18 protein-coding genes are annotated in these 16,764 nt (G+C 60.3%); 12 read left to right on the top strand and 6 right to left on the bottom strand.

The window, feature by feature from the left end; translation table 11 throughout:
- The first annotated feature begins 85 nt into the window (after window positions 1–85).
- The 4 genes from R1W00_RS15840 (at window position 86) to R1W00_RS15825 (ending at window position 4,040) form a co-directional block, all read left to right on the top strand.
- Window positions 86–475, top strand: coding sequence for a DUF3768 domain-containing protein (locus tag R1W00_RS15840; protein ID WP_317263744.1), 390 nt, complete (start codon window positions 86–88; stop codon window positions 473–475).
- Between the two features lie 155 nt (window positions 476–630).
- Window positions 631–2,613 carry a ParB/RepB/Spo0J family partition protein gene (locus R1W00_RS15835; RefSeq protein ID WP_317263743.1) on the top strand — a complete coding sequence of 661 codons (1,983 nt, stop codon included), beginning with the start codon at window positions 631–633 and terminating at the stop codon, window positions 2,611–2,613.
- A gap of 74 nt (window positions 2,614–2,687) precedes the next feature.
- Window positions 2,688–3,281 (top strand): regulator, encoded by a 594-nt coding sequence (locus tag R1W00_RS15830; RefSeq protein WP_317263742.1) that lies wholly within the window; start codon window positions 2,688–2,690, stop codon window positions 3,279–3,281.
- 102 nt (window positions 3,282–3,383) lie between these two features.
- Window positions 3,384–4,040, top strand: a complete 657-nt coding sequence (locus tag R1W00_RS15825) for a DUF6927 domain-containing protein (RefSeq protein WP_317263741.1) — start codon at window positions 3,384–3,386, stop codon at window positions 4,038–4,040.
- On the opposite strand, the gene R1W00_RS15820 is transcribed toward R1W00_RS15825, so the two are convergent.
- On the bottom strand, window positions 4,037–4,552 hold the full coding sequence (locus R1W00_RS15820) for a hypothetical protein (protein ID WP_317263740.1): 516 nt from the start codon (window positions 4,550–4,552) through the stop codon (window positions 4,037–4,039). The two genes, R1W00_RS15825 and R1W00_RS15820, sit on opposite strands and share 4 nt — an antisense overlap.
- A 402-nt stretch (window positions 4,553–4,954) precedes the next feature.
- On the opposite strand from R1W00_RS15820, the gene R1W00_RS15815 reads away from it, so the two are divergent.
- From R1W00_RS15815 to R1W00_RS15805, 4 genes are all read left to right on the top strand, one after another.
- Window positions 4,955–5,281, top strand: a complete 327-nt coding sequence (locus tag R1W00_RS15815) for a type II toxin-antitoxin system PrlF family antitoxin (RefSeq protein WP_317263739.1) — start codon at window positions 4,955–4,957, stop codon at window positions 5,279–5,281.
- The gene (locus R1W00_RS15810) at window positions 5,278–5,796 is read left to right on the top strand and encodes a type II toxin-antitoxin system YhaV family toxin (protein WP_317263738.1); all 519 of its coding nucleotides are present in this window, start codon (window positions 5,278–5,280) and stop codon (window positions 5,794–5,796) included. The genes R1W00_RS15815 and R1W00_RS15810 overlap by 4 nt, the downstream gene beginning before the upstream one ends.
- 147 nt (window positions 5,797–5,943) lie before the next feature.
- Window positions 5,944–6,096: a StaA gene (locus R1W00_RS18225; RefSeq protein ID WP_410901566.1), complete on the top strand. Its 153-nt coding sequence runs from the start codon at window positions 5,944–5,946 to the stop codon at window positions 6,094–6,096.
- 102 nt (window positions 6,097–6,198) lie between these two features.
- Window positions 6,199–10,461: a strawberry notch-like NTP hydrolase domain-containing protein gene (locus R1W00_RS15805; RefSeq protein WP_317263737.1), complete on the top strand. Its 4,263-nt coding sequence runs from the start codon at window positions 6,199–6,201 to the stop codon at window positions 10,459–10,461.
- A gap of 160 nt (window positions 10,462–10,621) precedes the next feature.
- On the opposite strand, the gene R1W00_RS15800 is transcribed toward R1W00_RS15805, so the two are convergent.
- Window positions 10,622–11,698 (bottom strand): PD-(D/E)XK nuclease family protein, encoded by a 1,077-nt coding sequence (locus tag R1W00_RS15800; RefSeq protein WP_317263736.1) that lies wholly within the window; start codon window positions 11,696–11,698, stop codon window positions 10,622–10,624.
- Window positions 11,699–11,735: 37 nt separating this feature from the next.
- Between R1W00_RS15800 and R1W00_RS15795 the strand changes: the two genes are divergently transcribed.
- From R1W00_RS15795 to R1W00_RS15780, 4 genes are all read left to right on the top strand, one after another.
- Window positions 11,736–12,038: a hypothetical protein gene (locus R1W00_RS15795; RefSeq protein ID WP_317263735.1), complete on the top strand. Its 303-nt coding sequence runs from the start codon at window positions 11,736–11,738 to the stop codon at window positions 12,036–12,038.
- 126 nt (window positions 12,039–12,164) lie between these two features.
- Window positions 12,165–12,893: a DUF736 family protein gene (locus R1W00_RS15790; protein WP_317263865.1), complete on the top strand. Its 729-nt coding sequence runs from the start codon at window positions 12,165–12,167 to the stop codon at window positions 12,891–12,893.
- A gap of 155 nt (window positions 12,894–13,048) precedes the next feature.
- Window positions 13,049–13,585, top strand: coding sequence for a hypothetical protein (locus R1W00_RS15785; protein ID WP_317263734.1), 537 nt, complete (start codon window positions 13,049–13,051; stop codon window positions 13,583–13,585).
- Between the two features lie 148 nt (window positions 13,586–13,733).
- Window positions 13,734–14,315: a rhomboid family intramembrane serine protease gene (locus R1W00_RS15780; protein WP_317263864.1), complete on the top strand. Its 582-nt coding sequence runs from the start codon at window positions 13,734–13,736 to the stop codon at window positions 14,313–14,315.
- A 167-nt stretch (window positions 14,316–14,482) separates the two neighbouring features.
- Here the strand turns inward: R1W00_RS15780 and R1W00_RS15775 are convergent, their stop codons facing one another.
- The 4 genes from R1W00_RS15775 to R1W00_RS15760 all read right to left on the bottom strand — a co-directional run.
- Entirely contained in the window at window positions 14,483–14,767 is a 285-nt protein-coding gene (locus R1W00_RS15775; protein ID WP_317263733.1) for a hypothetical protein, read from the bottom strand.
- 462 nt (window positions 14,768–15,229) lie between these two features.
- Window positions 15,230–15,691, bottom strand: coding sequence for a DUF6194 family protein (locus tag R1W00_RS15770; RefSeq protein ID WP_317263732.1), 462 nt, complete (start codon window positions 15,689–15,691; stop codon window positions 15,230–15,232).
- The gene (locus R1W00_RS15765) at window positions 15,681–16,367 is read right to left on the bottom strand and encodes a YafY family protein (protein ID WP_317263731.1); all 687 of its coding nucleotides are present in this window, start codon (window positions 16,365–16,367) and stop codon (window positions 15,681–15,683) included. Before R1W00_RS15765 ends, R1W00_RS15770 begins: the two co-directional genes overlap by 11 nt.
- 96 nt (window positions 16,368–16,463) lie before the next feature.
- Window positions 16,464–16,764 (bottom strand): hypothetical protein (locus R1W00_RS15760; RefSeq protein WP_317263730.1); only part of this gene is annotated, 301 nt, incomplete at its 5' end.

Raw genomic sequence — 16,764 nt, 5'->3', positions numbered from 1 at the left:
AGCCGAATTTCCTGAAACCAAGGGCAGGCGGAAAAGAAAAAGCGGGCTTTGGGAAGGGTGTTTCAACTTCTCAAAGGAGAGCCCTATGACCATCACCGCACAACCCCAGACAGACTGCCCGGATCCGAGTGTGATCGCGGCGCAGAACGACGCATTTCGCAAGCTCGCGTGCCTTGGAGTGGCGCCCGCGCAGCCGATCCCGGGCCGCATGCACGTCACCCGCTCGCTTATGGAGGCCGGCGATGGCTTCATGGCCGAGGCGGTGAAGGCGACCGGTGAGTTTGCCACATTCGAGCCTGAGAATGATCCCGAGGGATGGCACGATTTCGGGGCGGTCGAGATCCGGGGAGAGACCGTGTTCTGGAAGATCGATCTCTATGAAGCAGACTCGGACTTCCGCTATGGGGCTGAGACCCCGGACAATCCTGCCACCACCATGCGCGTGCTGACCATCATGCTGGCGCGCGACTGGTAGGGCAGGGGACTCCTCACCCTGACATCTGAGACTATGAAGGCCCGCTGACCCCTCAAAGGGAAAGTGGGCCTTTTGTCGTGGTGATCCCCTCCTTTGGGGATTGACCGCGCATCTGAATGCGTGGGCCGCTCCAAATCCATCGAGAAGGATATCCCATGACTGCAAGTTTTAAACCCGTCTCCGTCGCTATTGGCGATCTGACAGCTCACCCCGCAAATGTGCGGGGCAACTCCCCGGAAACCTACGACCCCGAGAACATTGTCCATCTTAAGGCCAGCATCGCCGTACTGGGCCTGCTGCAGCCGCTCCTCGTCCAGAAGCTTGACGGCAAATACGCCGTGCTCGCCGGTGGCCGTCGGCATGCCGCGCTGAAGGAGCTGGTCGCGGACAAGGCCGCGAAAGGCTTCACGGCGAAGGCCAAGATCGACTGCCGTCTTGTGCCAGAGGATTGCGATGTCACCACGGCCCTGTCGCTCGCCGAGAACGTCACCCAGGCCCCCATGAACGCGATCGACGAGTTCGAGGCCTTCGCGCGGATGATGGAGGTCGATGGCCAGACCCCCGAGACGATCGCCAAGACCTTCGGCACCACAGTCGCTGCCGTGAAAGGCCGCCTGCGCTACGGTCTCATTCATCCCGACATTCGCGCGGCGGCTCGCGCGAAGACAATCACACTCGACACGATGAAGGCCTTTGCTGAGCATCCGAGCCAGGAAGTGCAGCGCGAGGTCTTCGAGGCGCTCACCAAGGAAGACAGCTACTTGCAGGCCTACACCGTCCGTCAGGCGCTCAAATCGCGCGGGGTGCAGGTCAGCGACGACATCGGTACCTTCGTGCGTGAAGACTACGAGGCCCGCGGCGGAGCGATCGCGGCCGATCTCCTGGAAGAGCATTCGGTGCTGGAAGACGCTGCGCTGGTCGAAACCATCCTGCTCGAGAAGCTCGCGGCCGCCGCCGAGGAGGCCCGCATAAAGCTGGGCTTTGCCTGGGCCGATTCGGTGGTCCGCTACGATTACGCGACCATGGCCGACTATGGCCGCGTCTATCCCGGCCCGATCGAGCCGGATGAGACCGCCCAGAAGCGCATCGATGAGATCACCGCCGAGCTTGAGAAACTGCAGCTCGAGATGGAGGATGAGGGGCTCGAAGACGATGCCTACAATGCCCTTTACGAGCGCGTGGACGCTCTGGAAGAGGAGGCTCGCGATCTGCAGGAGGCCTACAGCGCCGAGGACCTCGCGCGGTCTGGGGTGATCGCGTCGTGGCAGGGTGGGAAGATCACGCTCCATGTGGGCCTCGTCCGCCCGGAGGACACCGTGAAAGAGAAGGGCGCGCCCAGTTCCTCGACCAACACCACGGGAGAGGAGGCCCCCGACGCTGGCGAAATCACCTATCCGGCCTCATTGGCCGAGGATCTCAAGACCGAGCGGGCCATGGCCCTTGGCGCCGCGATGGCGCTGCATCCCGAGGCTACGCTCGATCTGACGCTCTTCAAGCTGGTGAGTGATGTTCTGGCCAGCGGCATGAGTGTCACGCAGGCGATCAAGATCGATGCCCGCAAGGAATACCGCAGCCATGCCAAAATGGACGAGATCGACGAGACCTCGCTCGAACAGGTGGCGGCGGCGCATGATGCGCTGGACCTGTCGTGGCTCGATGACAGCCGTTCGCCCGCCGATCAGTTCGCGGCGTTTCGCGCGCTGGAGGCAGGTGAGAAGGCCAAGCTCGTCGCCTATGCCACCGCCAGCACGACGCAGTCCTGTTTCGCGCGGGACCGGCAGCGTGACAGCCTGATGCATGAGTTCGAGATCGAGATCATGCCCGACATTCGCGCGCATTGGACGCCGAACGCGGCGCTCTTCAACCGCTTCAAGAAGGCCTGGCTCCTGAAGATACTCGGCGAGGATCTGGGCCTCGCTCAGGAGGCGGTAACGTTGGCCTCGTCAAGCAAGAAGGAGATCGTCGCCTTCTGCGACAAGCTCTTCGCCGAGCCCTTCGCCACACTCACGGAAGCGCAGCGCGCTGCCGTGGCCGCCTGGTGCCCCCCTATGATGCAGACCGCCGGTGTCGCCTGTGATGAGGCGGAGCCCGCTGCGGAACCCCCCGAGCCTGACAGCGAGGTCGCGCAAGCGGCCTGAGCCATCACGCGACCCGCGCCAGGCTCAAACACCGCGCGGGTCGACCCTCCCACACCCAACGGAAAGACATCCCCATGGCTATTCTCAAGTTCTCTGCGTCCGCAGTTTCGGCGCAGATCGCCCATGCGCGCGCTTGCAAGGCCTTCCTGCCCAACTGGAACGGGCCCGTGGACAGGCCGGCCCTGATCCTCATCGTCGGCAATGGCGTGCATCTGCGCTCCAATGGCATCGATGGCACGACCACCCGCATCGTCACGACCGAACAGGCCGATCCTTCCTTCGCCTTCGCCGATGGCATGAACCCGTTTCGCGACACCAACTGGATGGCGCAGCGCCGCATGGCGTTTCGCGATCTGACCGGCCAGTTCTACACCGACATTCTCGACGATGTGCAGGTGCTCATCGACCGCGGGCACGGTGCCATCCGGCTCGCCACCGATGGCCACAGCATCCGGGTCTTCGTGCGTCGGGCTTCGGACTATCTCATCGGCGGAACCTACGAGGTGCCCTCGGGCCTCGGCGGCACCTTCCGGGTCATCCTCAAGGATGCCTGCGACACCTTCGCGATCGTTCAGAACTGCGGCAATTGCGAGGATTTCGACGCCATGCAGCCCTACCGCGTGCCGCTCGATGCCCTGATGGAAATCGATGACCGGAGGGCAGCGTAACGCGCCCTTTCTCAAACAAGCATCGCCAATACCCTGCCGGGCCTGCGGCCCTCTCGGGACATTGGCGACAACAATTTCCCCAATGAGAGAAAGGACTCTGAAATGGGTTGGCTGTTCTACACCGACCGCCGCGTCAAATCCTACGCGGATGAGAAAGCGGAAATCACCCGGCTTTGTACCTTCGAAGGCGAAAGGCGCAAAAACGAACTGGTCAAGTCCTGCAAGGTCGGCTCCACCTGGTATGCGGCGGCAAGGGTCACCAATCTCGACGGCTCGCCAGTCGAGGACGCGACCTATGTCACCGACACGGATGGCTCGATCACTTTCGCCGCCGTCTTCCTCACCGCTTACGACGATGGGTGTTGGGGCTACAAGGATATGGAGGAAAGCGCTGGCCCGAACGCGTCGCGCGCGCCCCTTGGGCTGATCGATCTCCTCTCCGACCTGAAAGACCCGGACAGCTACGCCCAGGACTGGCGCCAGCGCTGCCGGGAATGGGCGTCGATCCCGAACTACGCGGAAGGCGACAAGATCAAGCTCGCAAAACCGGTGACGCTCACCGATGGCAGCACTTGCCAGATTGTCACCGCGACCCATTACAGGCGCGGGCGGCAAAAACGGCGTTGCTACCGCATCGAGAAAACCGGTGGGCTCGTACGCCTCTCGAAGACCTCACTTGCGGGTTCGGAGCTGCTCAGTTCCGCAAAGGGCGCGGCCAGTCCTGTGCTGGCGGAATTCCTAGCGGGGCGGGACGCTTAGGGGCGCACTGCGAGGAGCGCGCGCACTGTCGCGATTTCCAGCACCCAGTTGCTGGTTGTTTCGTTGCGCCATCTTATGCAGCGGATGATCCGATCAAAATCATCCTGAAGGGCGCGCGGAAAAACAGGCTCATGGTGTGCGATTCTGTTGCGAAGCCTCCTCACGGCTTCAATGTCAGACCTTAATTCTGATCGGCGCTGGCTGGCAGCGACACCACGAGGCGCGTCCGGAAACACTGCGTAGAAATGATCGTCCCACAGTCTGCCTTGGTGCCTGTTTGTCAGCATCTTCTCCCAAAACACGAACTTCAGTTCGGCGACGACCTTTCCGGCAGTGGGTTGCTGTGCTGCGCAACCTTCGAGGTCTCGTTTGGGGCTGTATGCCGGACCGCGCGGGTTCGGTAACGAACGGATGAAGCCTTGTGTCCAAGGCCATGTTCCTCCATGGACAGCTTCGATTGCTTCCACGATCGCATTTCGCAGCGCAACTTCCAAAACATGGAGTGGAACCATGAACGCGGCTGATACTTGAAGATTCCAGTGGTATAGGTGGAGAGCTCGCGTCCTATCATTGCCGGTTTCGCGCAAATAGGTCGCAAACCTAGGTGCGGATAGGACGTTCGGAAGGTGGTGTTCTTCATCAGCCGTGAACGGTGGATACATTGACAGTAAAGACTTTCGGTGCCATATAAGTCATGAGCATTGAGACTGCGGGCACTATGCCTCCCCTCATCGCACAAAGAAAGCAAAAGCCCGTCGCATTGCGGCGGGTTTTTCAGTTTTCGAGCCCGACTCCGAAGAACCGTTTGATTGGCCGGTCGACGACAGCAGATCTTGCGGCTTGTCTTGATAATGTAATGCAAATGCATTACCTATCGCAGGCAGCAAAGATCCCCATTCTTTTAGGAGACTGCCATGACAGCGCTCGCACAAGATGTCTCGAAACTCACGGACCGGTATCAGACGACCGTGCCGGCTGGTGTGCGCAAACAGCTAAAGTTGGGTAAGGGCGACCAGATTCGCTACTGTACCGAGTCGAGTGGCAGGGTCTATATCGAGCCCGTGCGCATCGACGAGGATGACCCCGCGCTCGGCGCCTTTCTCGATTTTGTCGAGGCCGATATCAAGGCGCATCCGGATCGCATTCGGGCGTTCGATGGGGCTTTGCATGATCGTCTTGCAGCACTGGTCGGAGACGTTGAGGTCGATCTCGATGCGCCGCTATCGCCCGAGGATGAATGACCGGCGATAGCGTGCCCGCCCACGCGCCTCTTGTCGTAAACGGATGGTCAATTTACGCGCATCCGCTCTTTCCGGACCAGCTCGAAGGGCTGATCGAGGAAGTTGAAGCGCGTAAGGCGCGCGATCCAAAGACCTGGCGCAAGAAAAACCCGACGAAACGGCTGGCCGCCATCTTCAAGCTGGTCACCGAGGCCATACCGGCAGATCCGAGTGCCGCAGCCTTCCGGCAAGGCGGCACATTCGGTGATCACCGCAAGCACTGGTTCCGGGCGAAATTCTTCCAGCAGTATCGGTTGTTCTACCGGTTCAACAGCGATGCGAAGGTCATCGTGGTGGCTTGGGTGAACGACGACAAGACTCTGCGCGCCTATGGCAGCAAGACGGATGCCTATGCGACCTTCAAAGGGATGCTGGAAGATGGCAATCCACCGGACAATTTTGACGCGCTCTTGAAAGAAGCTGCGGCGGCGTACAAGCGGTTCGAGGCGTCCCTGGACGCGGTACCTGATCGGTGAATGGCTCGGTTAGCTGTGAACCTTACGGCCTTGCCGTTTACGGCACCACTGTGGGTGATGTAGCATCGACCCATCGCATAGTCGGAGAAAGCGCAATGGACCCAACGGGTAAGGAACAGCCACACCTCGGTCTCGAGGAGAATTTCCGTGGTCGCTGATGCGAATTCGTATGACGCCTGGTTTTGCGCGCAGGTACAGGCCGCGCTTGAGGATGCACGCGCTGGAACTTCTCAGGTTCAGGTAATGCAGGCCGCGCAGGCTTTGATTGATACGAAGCGCCAGGGCCAATCCAAGCCCTGACCAAGCCTTGAAGGTCAGCGCGGGCTGATAGCTCCCCCCCGAAAAGCGAAAGTGGGCCTTTTCTCCTTTGGAACTCAGACCCTGATCCAAAGGAAAATCCCCATGACCAAGCCCAAACCGGCGAACCCGACTCTTTCAATCTCCGACGCTAACCTCACCTCTGCCCTCGCGCAAATCGGCGCGGAGATCGACCATCAACCCCTGCGCAGCTCGGCGCTTGCGCGCATCATGCGTGAGACGTTTCATGGCAGCGATGCTGGCGGCGCCTGGGACTGGCGCTTGGCCTATGACCTGATGCAAGCCGCGGCCATCCAGGAGCTGCTGCGGGAGGCCGACGCGGCAGGTGACATCGCCGCTGCAAAGCTGCTTGCCTCGCGGCTGCTGACGGAAACGCGACGGTCAGAGCAGCAGATCCGGCTGCAGCAGTTTTCCACGCCGTTGCCTTTCGCGACAATGGCCGTGCGGGCGGCAGCCATTCGCAAGGGCGAGACCGTGCTGGAGCCCTCGGCTGGCACCGGTGCCCTGGCCGCTTTCGCCGCCCGGGCCGGTGCCACGCTTTTGCTCAACGAGATCGACCCCTTTCGCAAGAGCCTTTTGCGCGCGGTCTTTGGTGGCGAGGTGACAGGCCATGACGGCGAGCATATCGATGATTTGCTGCAGACGCCGGTTCTGCCCGACGTCGTGGTGATGAACCCGCCCTTCGCCTCCTCGGTCGATCGCTCCCGGGACAAGCACATCGCCGCGAAACATCTCATTGCGGCTGCAAAGCGCCTGGCACACGGTGGGCGGCTGGTGGCGATCATGCCGCCGGGATTCACGCCCGAACGCGATGCCGCGCATTGGTCCCGCGCTTGCGGTCTCCTGAAGCCGCGCTTGGCCCTCACGATGCTGGGACAGATTTACCGCAAGCTCGGCACCTCTGTGGAAACCCAGCTCATGGTCTTCGACAAGGTGCAGGAGGACGGCGAGATGATCCGCGCCAGCGTCAGGGACTTGGATGAAGCCCTTCCTTTTATCGACGCCGTGGCCGCAACCCGGCCCGAGGCGCGCCCCGCCCAACGGGCTGCGACAAACCCTCATGCGCGATCGGTCGGTCCAGTACCTGTCACGCGCAAGCGCCCAGTTGCCACAGTCGCCGCCTCCAAACCCCGCGCCAATGCTGCCATCCCGCTCAGCTTCACAAGCTTCGATGTCCCGCGCGACAACACGCCCGTCTCGGACATCTATGCGCGCTACAGCCCACAGCGGATCGAAATCGCGGGCGCGCAGGAACATCCCACGCCCTTGGTCGAAAGCATCGCCATGGCGTCGGTCGCGCCGCCCGTGCCCTCAGGCCGGGCTAGTGCGGAATTGCGCCTGCCCGCCAAGCTGATCGAGGAGGGACATCTCTCCGAGGCGCAACTCGAGACCATCATCATGGCCAATGATGCCCACGGGCGTGACCTCCCGGGGCGCTTCACCATCGACGAGGACCAAACCAAACTGACGCGCGCCGATGATGATCCAGACGCACAGGCCTATCGCCTCGGCTATTTCCTCGGCGACGGCACCGGCTGCGGCAAGGGGCGCGAATGCGCGGGGCTCATCCTCGTGAACTGGCTTGCCGGGTGCCGCAAGGCGATCTGGGTCTCCAAATCCGCCACGCTCATCGAGGACGCGATCCGCGACTGGACCGATCTTGGAGGCTCGCCCGCCGACATCCAGCCGCTCTCCAAATGGAAACCGGACCAGCCCATCCCGATGGGCGATGGTATCCTGTTCGTGACCTACGCCACGCTGCGCTCGGCGGGCAAATGCGGCACCACGCGACTGAGCCAGATCCTTGCCTGGATGGGCGACAACTTCGAGGGCGTGCTGGCTTTCGACGAGGCCCACGCCATGCAGAACGCCGCCGGATCCGAGCAGGGCAGGGGGGCCAAACCCTCCCAGCAGGGCCTTGCGGGCCTGCGGCTGCAACTGGCAGCACCCCGCGCACGCGTCTTCTACATCTCGGCCACGGGTGCCACGAGCGTGCACAATCTCGCCTATGCAGCGCGTCTTGGTCTCTGGGGGCAAGGCCCCGAATACCCTTTCCCGAGCCGCGAGAGCTTTGTCTCGGCAATGGAGGCGGGCGGTGTCGCCGCCATGGAAGTGGTCGCGCGTGATCTCAAGACGCTCGGGCTCTACACGGCGCGCGCCCTCAGCTTCGATGGTGTGGAGTATGACGTGCTCGAACACGCGCTCACCCCGGCCCAGATCGAGATCTACGACGCCTATGCAGGCGCGTTTCGGACGATCCACCACAATCTGGAAGCGGCATTGACTGCGACTGGCGTCAACGATGCCTCGGGGGAGACCAATGCGTCGGCCGCCCGCGCGTCGGCCAAGTCCCGGTTTGAAAGCACCAAGCAGCGCTTCTTCAACCATCTCCTGATGGGCATGAAGGCCCCGACCATCATCCGCGCCATCGAAGATGACCTCGCGGCGGGCAACGCCTGCGTCATCCAAGTGGTCTCGACAGGCGAGAGCTTGCTGAAACGCCGGCTTGAGACGATGGAGTCCGACGATGAGCTCGTCGAGGGGGCCTTGACGCCGCGCGACTATGTTCTGGGCTACCTCGAACAGGCCTTCCCGATCCACGCGCAAAAGCTGGTCGAGATCGACGGCAATATGGTGGCCGAGCCGCTCAGGGACGAGACCGGCGCGCTCGTTGTCTCGCGCGAGGCGCTCGCCCTGCGCGATGCGGCCATGATGGAGTTGATGACGCTGGCCCCGATCCCGTCTGCGCTTGACCAGATCCTCTGGGCTTTTGGCGACGACGCCGTCGCTGAAGTCACGGGTCGGTCCATCCGGCCCCTCAAAGCCGCGGATGGCCATCTCTTCATCGAGAAGCGCAGCGCCAGCAGCAATTCCTCCGAGACCCAAGCCTTCATGGACGGCGAGAAGAATATCCTGATCTTCTCCGATGCAGGCGGCACGGGCCGGTCCTACCATGCGGCGCAAACGGCGAAGAACCAGAAGCGGCGGCGACACTACCTGCTGGAGCCCGGCTGGCGCGCGGACGCGGCCATCCAGGGGCTGGGCCGCACGCATCGCTCGGCCCAGGTCAGCGCGCCCTTCTTCCGGGTCTGCACATCGGACGTGCATGGCGAAAAGCGTTTCACCTCGACGATTGCCAAGCGCCTCGATCAGCTGGGGGCCCTGACCAAGGGTCAGCGCGAGACCGGCTCGCAGGGCATGTTCCGGGAGGAGGACAATCTCGAAAGCCCGATCGCGCGGGCGGCCCTGCGTGGGTATTTCGGCGATCTTGCCGCAGGGCGCGCCGAGGCAATGAGCTACGAGAGCTTCACCGATTGGACAGCCTTGCGGCTGATCGACAAGGACGGGGTGCTGCTTGAGGAGCTGCCGCCGATCCAGCGGTTTCTGAACCGGGTGCTGGCGCTGCCCATCCACATGCAGAACGCGCTCTTTGCCGAGTTCATGCGCCGGATCGCTGATCAGACCGAGCGGGCGCGCGCGGCGGGCACGCTCGATCTCGGCGTGGAAACCCTGCGCGGCGAAAAGATCGAACAGGTCTCCACCGAGGATCTTTGGACCTGCCCGAAATCCGGTGCGGTCACGCGGATCATCGGGCTCGAGGTCACCGACCCGGTCCATGTACTGTCGGCAGATGACGCCCTCTCGCGCAATCCCGACAAACAGCCGATGATCAATCGCGCCTCCGGGCGAGCGGCGCTGATCTCGGCACGGCCCATGCAAATGTATGACGAGGACATTGTCACGCTGATGCGCAAGGCAGTGCGGCCCAACGGGTCGAACTATCTGGAGGAGACGCGGTTCGCGTCCTCGGCCTGGGAAGAGATCGTCAAGCCCGATTTTGCACGGCTTTGGGATGCCGAGGCTGCGTCCCTGCCGAAAACCACCACGACCAAGCTCTACCTGCTGACCGGGCTGCTGTTGCCGATCTGGAAGGACATTCCGACCACGAATGAACGCATCTACAGGGTCACGCCTGACGGGGCGACGGCCATGATCGGGCGCACGCTGAGCGAGGAAGGGGCGGCCGCGCTGCGCGCCCGCTTCCTCGTCTCCAACCCGGAAACACCGCAGGAGATGCTGATCGCCGCCCTCGGCACCACCGCACCGGTAGATCTGGGCCGGGGTCTCACCCTGACCCGTCGCCGGGTCGCAGGTGAGATGCGCCTCGAGCTGAGTGGCGCGGACAAGGGCATGATCGACGGTCTGAAGGCAATGGGGTGTTTCACGGAGATCATCGCCTTCCAGCTGCGGGTGTTCCTGCCGCATGGAGACGGGATCGACACAGTGGGCATCCTCTCCCGGATTGTTGGGCAGGGAACCAGCAAGGCGGCAGAACAAGCCGCCTGAAAAGTTAAAGGGGGTTTCGGGTCGGGCGGCGTGGATCGGGACTTGGCCGGTCCGCGCGTTCTGGGCGCGGGCAGGCCACTGCCACGCCCGGCTCCCCAACTACAGATAAGAGGACAGACCCATGACCATAGAAACGCGAATGACAGATTTGGCGTTCGTCTCAAAACGACCTCAAAAATTTGTCGACTTCGGATTTCCACCCTACGAGCACATGACGATTTTCTAGCAGCCAATCCCGCAAAAACACTGCCCGCTCAATCCCATCGGCCAAGAGGTCTTGCTGTTCGGAAAAGCTTCCTTGGTTGTCGACTGGCGCTGTTGGCAGCGACATAACCAAACCGGGATTTGGTCGAGACTTGTTTGGTTTTTTCGAAGTAAATTCCACTTCTAGTCCCGCGGTATCCGCCTCTAGTACGTCGCGAATAGCAGGCAGCGCGGCACCCCAACCCGCAAAAGTTACGGCGACATAATTTGCCCGGCGATCCGACCCTCGCCCGAGTTCATGGGCAAATCGGCTTGGGCGAATATCCTCCTGCAAACCACGCAGTGTTTTCTTCTGATCGAAAATCATGGACGTGCTTTCACGTGGATTTGCAGGCTTCAACATGCTGTTTCCAGGGATGATCTGCGGTGCAAGCTCAGCCAGCATCTTGACATACTTCGCGTTGAAATCACCCACCACGCTGTCAGGTATCGAAGTATATCCCCGTCGATGTTTGTGAATGGCCTGATCAAACAACTCGGCTCTTAGCCGATATCTCAGGGTAGCCTCATTCCCTGCTTCCGATTCTGCTTGGATAAACCAGTTCCGAATGGATTGATAAGTCAAGCAAACATCAAATTTTGAAGTAAATTCAAGATACCTGTCCCGATACTCTTCCGGGCATACGATTATCATCGCAGTTGTTTGATAGTTCGGTGCAAGGACTCCGAGTTCATCACGGTAGCTTTCGGCCTGATCTGGCTGCTCGGAAGCGTCAATCTTGTTTTCGATCAATAAAGCAGAACGTGTTTGATCTGAATTGAGGATTTCGATGAAGATATCGATCTCGCGTCGTGAACGAGTTCGTCGCTTACTGTGTTTGACTTCCCATTGCCAGATAGGCTTGGTCAGTCCCGCGTTCATCGCCATCCAGTGCACGAAGTCTATTGAGGAGTACAGTTCCTCGACAAGCAGCAGATCCACATCGCGTTCTGTCGCGTGTGTAAACGTGGGAATGAAATCATTGTCGTTCATGGCGTCCATTTCGTAGAATTTTTTTCTGGAGGATCGCATGACACTCGATGAAATCAAGGCCGCCGTCGATGCCGGGCAGACCGTGCATTGGGTCAATACCGGCTACGTTGTCCACAAGGACCGGCTGGGTCAGTACCTGATCACCTATCTGCCGAACGGGAGCTGCATCGGTCTGACCGACCGGGAAGGGAAACGGTTGAACGGCAAAGAGGCGGAGTTCTTCATCGCGCGATCGGAGGACGGCGCAGAAAATCCGGGCAGCCAATCAAGACCAGACGGGCAGGGGAGGGGCGTGGCACCCGGAGGTGTGGGGGCACATCCACTTGGACGGCAGCTCTGACCCATGGGCGGGGCATAAAGGGAAAGCAAGCTTTCTGATTTGTGACCCTAGGAGGGGTCGAGAAAGCAATCCCGGATGCGCTGGCAAGAACGCCAGGCACTGGCCAATCCAAGAAGGAACTATCCCATGTTCGCAGGAAACCTCACCCGCAATGCCGAAACCGCAGCCGCCGAGTACACCGGCATGATCCACTCGTCACGCTTTGACATCGCCATCCAGCTTGAGGCACGGGCCAAGATGTCCGCGCGCAGTCCGGATTACGACGTGACAGCAGTCAACAAATCGGGCCGCAAGGTCCGCATCGGCACGGCCTGGAACGAGACCGGCAATACCAGCGGCAATCCCTACATCTCGATGCAGATCGATGTCGGCCTGGGCCCGTTCCGGGTCAATGCGGTGCAAACGAAAGAGGCGCGCGCGGCCCAGAGCGGCGAATTCGAGATCATCCCGCTGGTCTCGAACGGCCTGATGAAATCCGGCTCGATCTCGGGCGAGCTCACCGCCATGGACGCTGACAACGCCTTCACCGGCTACATCGCCAACATGATGTTCGATCTGGAGTTCATGCTGATCGAGAACAGCTACAAGAACGAGGAAACCCACCCCGACTACCGGATCGAGCTCAGCTCGCCCCGGGGCACGCCGATCCGCGTTGGCTCGGCGTGGATGGCCAAGAGCAGCCGCACGGGTAATGACTACCTGTCGCTGCTGATCAACACGCCCGATGGCGACCTGCGCGTCAACGCTGTGCAGAACGAAGAGCAGCGCGGCGGGCAGACCTTCTCGATCATCCCGTTCATCGATAGCGTTGAGCAGCCGCAGGACACCGTCGCGGGGCTGTCGCTGGTCGCGTGATCAACGCGCGAGGTGAGACGATCTGAACCGAAAGGGGAGCCGTGGGTCCACGGTTCCCCTTTTTCCATGTCCGTTTGCGTGAAGGACGCCACCTGCTTGCGATCAGGTGCAAATGCTATACAATAATATATTAACGCAATATTGAGGGCGGGTGCGTGGCGGCTAGATCAGGGACGGTTCCATGGTTCGAGAGCTTTGATGTTGAGGCAGAGGTTGAAGATCTCCTCGCCCACATCGAGCGCTGTACCGGATTTGCGCTACCCGCCCGAAAGCGCGATGTCATCATGTCATTTGCCAAGTCGAAATTCGACAAGACCAGGCACGCATATCTGGAGGCCAAGGTTGCGGGGCGACCGTTGTCTACATCACGCCGCGCCTATCTGACCGACCTGCAAGACACGATCTTCATGGCGATCCCGGTAGAGAACCTCGCGCGGATGCCCCTGAGCGAGCAGGTTCTGAACGATCCATCATTTTACGCGGACGCCATGCACCACGCCGCTGCGATCAGCGAGGAAGAGCTCTTCATGGCGCTGTCCTCTTCGCTGAAAGACATGACAGTCCAAGACGCCCGCGCATTCGTCGCCAAACTTTGGCACGGCACGATTGACGACAATGCCCGCAAATACGCCGAAGCCCTGAAGCGCCCAGAGCGTGAAACCATGCCCCTGCGGCCGGGGAACACCGTGTAAGATCGAAGCCATTATCTTAGCTTGGGCTGTGACCAAGTAAGCCGCCGCGAACCCCCTTTCCCAAAGGTGGCACCCTGTGCAGCGCTCGAAAGCCGTTGAAGGCGCTGTGGTGACGTCTACTGTCGCCAACATGATGAACCGGGATCACATGCGCGCTTTCTTGCGGCGCGCCGCAACGCTTGCCGCTTTTGTCGCGCTGCTCTGGGCGGTTCAGGTCGTCAATTGGATTATTGGTTACGGCTTGAACCCGGCCTTCGGCCTGATCCCTCGGCACGTTAGCGGATTGGATGGTGTTATCACCATGCCCCTCCTGCATGGAAGCTTCGCGCACCTTATGGCGAATACGCCGCCGCTCCTAGTGATGGGTGGGCTGCTGGTGGCAACGACCACGCGAGCCTTGGTGCCGGTGAACGCCTTGGCGATCGGCCTCGGCGGCGGTCTCGTCTGGCTGTTCGGCAGCTCGGCCATCCATATTGGCGCGTCAGGGCTGATCTTCGGCTGGTTCGGCTTCCTCGTGACGCGTGGCTTGGTGGATCGCTCACTGATCACGCTGGGCGCGGCACTGGTGGTCGGTGTCCTCTATGGCTCCATCCTCTGGGGCGTTCTTCCGGGCCAACACGGCGTCTCGTGGGAGGCGCATCTCTTCGGCGCCATTGGGGGTGCTGCCGCTGCGTTCCTAATCCGAACGCATGTACATGCGCCGCGCTTGGGCGGCGTCGATCTGGACTGAAGCCGTACGCCAGACGTGGTCGGCCCTTTGCGGACATCGGCCGTTGCTATCGACGCTGCGATGCAGCTTCCCGAAAGCCGACATTGCCGAAGGAGCGCAGCAATCTGATACGCCCGAGGTCAGCTATACGGACTGAGCTGCCATTCGATCAAGACGGGCACAGCAAACTAGCTCTCGTCAAAGCGTTTCCAGCCAATTGCAGACAAATCCGTCCAGGACAATTTTTTCCGAGCCATCTCTTCAATATCCTTCATTTGTTTTTCCGAAATGGAAAGCGCCGTTTCGGCAAAGAACTCGTAGGTTAAATCACCGTCTTTTCTAAGCGATACGTGCAGAAACGGTCCAAAGCCACGGTCGGACACTTCAAGGATGGAGGTACACCCCTCAGGCGGATAAAGCATCTGAAACTCAAGGTCGCCAGCTTTATGGAAGTTATTTTTCAGCGGCTTCATCCTTTTGGATCAGATCGAAAATATGACGCGATTGAATATGCCTCACGCATTTATCAGTGGTCAATAAGGGCTCGTGGCGGCCATTCTCCGCCTTGCAGCATTTTGCTTGATAGCTCGCGCACCGACTAATGCTCACGGCCCAGAGCCACCGTCCAGCCACCATGCCGATGCTGCGCGAACACCGGCCATTCGTCCATGGTGCAGCATCTTCGGAGGACGAAAGTCGGCAGAGCGGACTTTCCCGACATTGATGATTGGGTATGGTGCTGACGAAGCATTCGTTTGCACTCGCGGCAGGCGATACTCGGCTTTGCAGCAACTGTCGTCAGACCGGTCATTCGCGGGCATGGTTTTGACAGGAACCGAGACCGTACCTTCGCTGCAGCCAAGTCAGACACAACAGACGCGGGACGAAGCGGCTGTTGATCTTGATGGCGTCAACGGCAGCTTCGCCGGGCTGCACTATCGCACTTTCTTCTCAAAGGATGCCTTAGCTTTCCCGAACGCCGCCTCTACGATCTCGTTCATAATGCTTAAAGTCTCGTTTGACGGGTTCAAAACGGCGACCCAGCTCATCCAGCCATAGACAGGATGCGGCGTGAGCGTGTCGGCGGCGGTGAAGTCCCACGGACCATCGACCACCCCGCCCTTACCGGGGCGTGAAGGGGGCGGACCGAACCGTTCCAGAAACAGCGACTTCGTTGTCCCAACGTTTAGGCGAAACACGCCCGCGCGGTCCAGGTGAGAGGCCTTGTCGTTCTCTCCGTCCTTTTCCTTGACGGTTGCAAAATAGACCCCGCGCGGCAGCATGAGGCCGGGGTTGTAAAAAATCGACCGTTCTCCCCAGGCTTCGACAACGCGCGTGCCCTCAAACCGGTCCAGCAGATGCTCAATGATGCTGTCGGGTGTGGGATTAGCGCCCATTCTCTTCAATCCTTTTCAAATAGTCCTGGATGGTTTTTCCGCGCTCAAGACGGAACCCGTCTTCCGTGAGATGCACTTCGTCCATGCGATCCAGTCGAAAGGTCCGAAAATCCTGACGGTCTTCGCACCATGCCGTGAGGGTCAAAACGCTTTCCCAAACTTGAACTTCCAAAGGTCGAACAGAGCGCGTGGACCGCTCCTGACGCAGCGACAGATAGTCAAACCGCACCTTCGTCCGGGACAGAATTCCTCGCCTGACGACCTCAAGCGTATCGCGCTCGGCATCAGAGAATTTGGTGTGGTAGACACCGATGCACCCACGATGCGGGTCGAGCATTTCAGGACGCGGCAGCACGGCACGCACTTTGTCGCCTAAGGTCTTGGCATCCGCTGATGTGACCTGCCCGAAGGACGCCTGAACCAGGGCGAGCCCGAGTTCAAGAACCTCAAGCTCGCCCTGAGTGATGTTGAGCGGTGGCAGAAACACCGGACCTTGCATCAGATATCCCACGCCGCGTTCGCCCGTAATGGGGACGCCGGATGCCACAAGCGTGTCAATGTCGCGGTAGATGGTCCTGAGAGAGACCTCCATACGCTGCGCCAGTTCTTCGCCTTTATGGAGCTTTCCATCGCGAAAAACCTGAATGATATCAAACAGTCGGTCCGTGCGTCTCATGCCTTATTCTAGCACAACCGGTACCTGATAGGTCAAAGTCATCGTTTCAGGATCGACGGACATGATGAAGGGAAGCAAGNCCGTGCGTCTCATGCCTTATTCTAGCACAACCGGTACCTGATAGGTCAAAGTCATCGTTTCAGGATCGACGGACATGATGAAGGGAAGCAAGGCCTCATTCTCCATCGACGCGGCCATGGCAGCTTGCGCTGCTTCAGTATCTGTCCATCTCACATGATCAGTCCATGACCCATCTTCGCCCTCAGACAAAACCCGCCCGATAAAGCCATCCATGGCGCAGAGTGTTGGCATGGTGTTCGCCGCTTCCGCAATGAATTGATCTCGGTCCACGCCGTCTGCCAAGCGGAATTGAACGATCTCGACAATGCCAACCTCG

It is taken from the genome of Rhodovulum sp. FJ3 (assembly GCF_032918305.1).
In the GTDB taxonomy this organism is placed as follows: Bacteria; Pseudomonadota; Alphaproteobacteria; order Rhodobacterales; family Rhodobacteraceae; genus SAT37.
This window is presented reverse-complemented; position numbering and strand designations above follow the sequence as displayed.

Bases quoted from the DNA above. Each gene is read 5' to 3' on its own strand.
- R1W00_RS15780 (WP_317263864.1), top strand. From the start codon at position 13,734: ATGCGCGCTTTCTTGCGGCGCGCCGCAACGCTTGCCGCTTTTGTCGCG.
- R1W00_RS15815 (WP_317263739.1), top strand. From the start codon at position 4,955: ATGACAGCGCTCGCACAAGATGTCTCGAAACTCACGGACCGGTATCAG.
- R1W00_RS15840 (WP_317263744.1), top strand. From the start codon at position 86: ATGACCATCACCGCACAACCCCAGACAGACTGCCCGGATCCGAGTGTG.
- R1W00_RS15805 (WP_317263737.1), top strand. From the start codon at position 6,199: ATGACCAAGCCCAAACCGGCGAACCCGACTCTTTCAATCTCCGACGCT.
- R1W00_RS15820 (WP_317263740.1), bottom strand. From the start codon at position 4,552: ATGGTTCCACTCCATGTTTTGGAAGTTGCGCTGCGAAATGCGATCGTG.
- R1W00_RS15835 (WP_317263743.1), top strand. From the start codon at position 631: ATGACTGCAAGTTTTAAACCCGTCTCCGTCGCTATTGGCGATCTGACA.
- R1W00_RS15810 (WP_317263738.1), top strand. From the start codon at position 5,278: ATGACCGGCGATAGCGTGCCCGCCCACGCGCCTCTTGTCGTAAACGGA.
- R1W00_RS15830 (WP_317263742.1), top strand. From the start codon at position 2,688: ATGGCTATTCTCAAGTTCTCTGCGTCCGCAGTTTCGGCGCAGATCGCC.
- R1W00_RS15765 (WP_317263731.1), bottom strand. From the start codon at position 16,367: ATGAGACGCACGGACCGACTGTTTGATATCATTCAGGTTTTTCGCGAT.
- R1W00_RS15825 (WP_317263741.1), top strand. From the start codon at position 3,384: ATGGGTTGGCTGTTCTACACCGACCGCCGCGTCAAATCCTACGCGGAT.
- R1W00_RS15770 (WP_317263732.1), bottom strand. From the start codon at position 15,691: ATGGGCGCTAATCCCACACCCGACAGCATCATTGAGCATCTGCTGGAC.
- R1W00_RS15800 (WP_317263736.1), bottom strand. From the start codon at position 11,698: ATGAACGACAATGATTTCATTCCCACGTTTACACACGCGACAGAACGC.
- R1W00_RS15795 (WP_317263735.1), top strand. From the start codon at position 11,736: ATGACACTCGATGAAATCAAGGCCGCCGTCGATGCCGGGCAGACCGTG.
- R1W00_RS15775 (WP_317263733.1), bottom strand. From the start codon at position 14,767: ATGAAGCCGCTGAAAAATAACTTCCATAAAGCTGGCGACCTTGAGTTT.
- R1W00_RS15790 (WP_317263865.1), top strand. From the start codon at position 12,165: ATGTTCGCAGGAAACCTCACCCGCAATGCCGAAACCGCAGCCGCCGAG.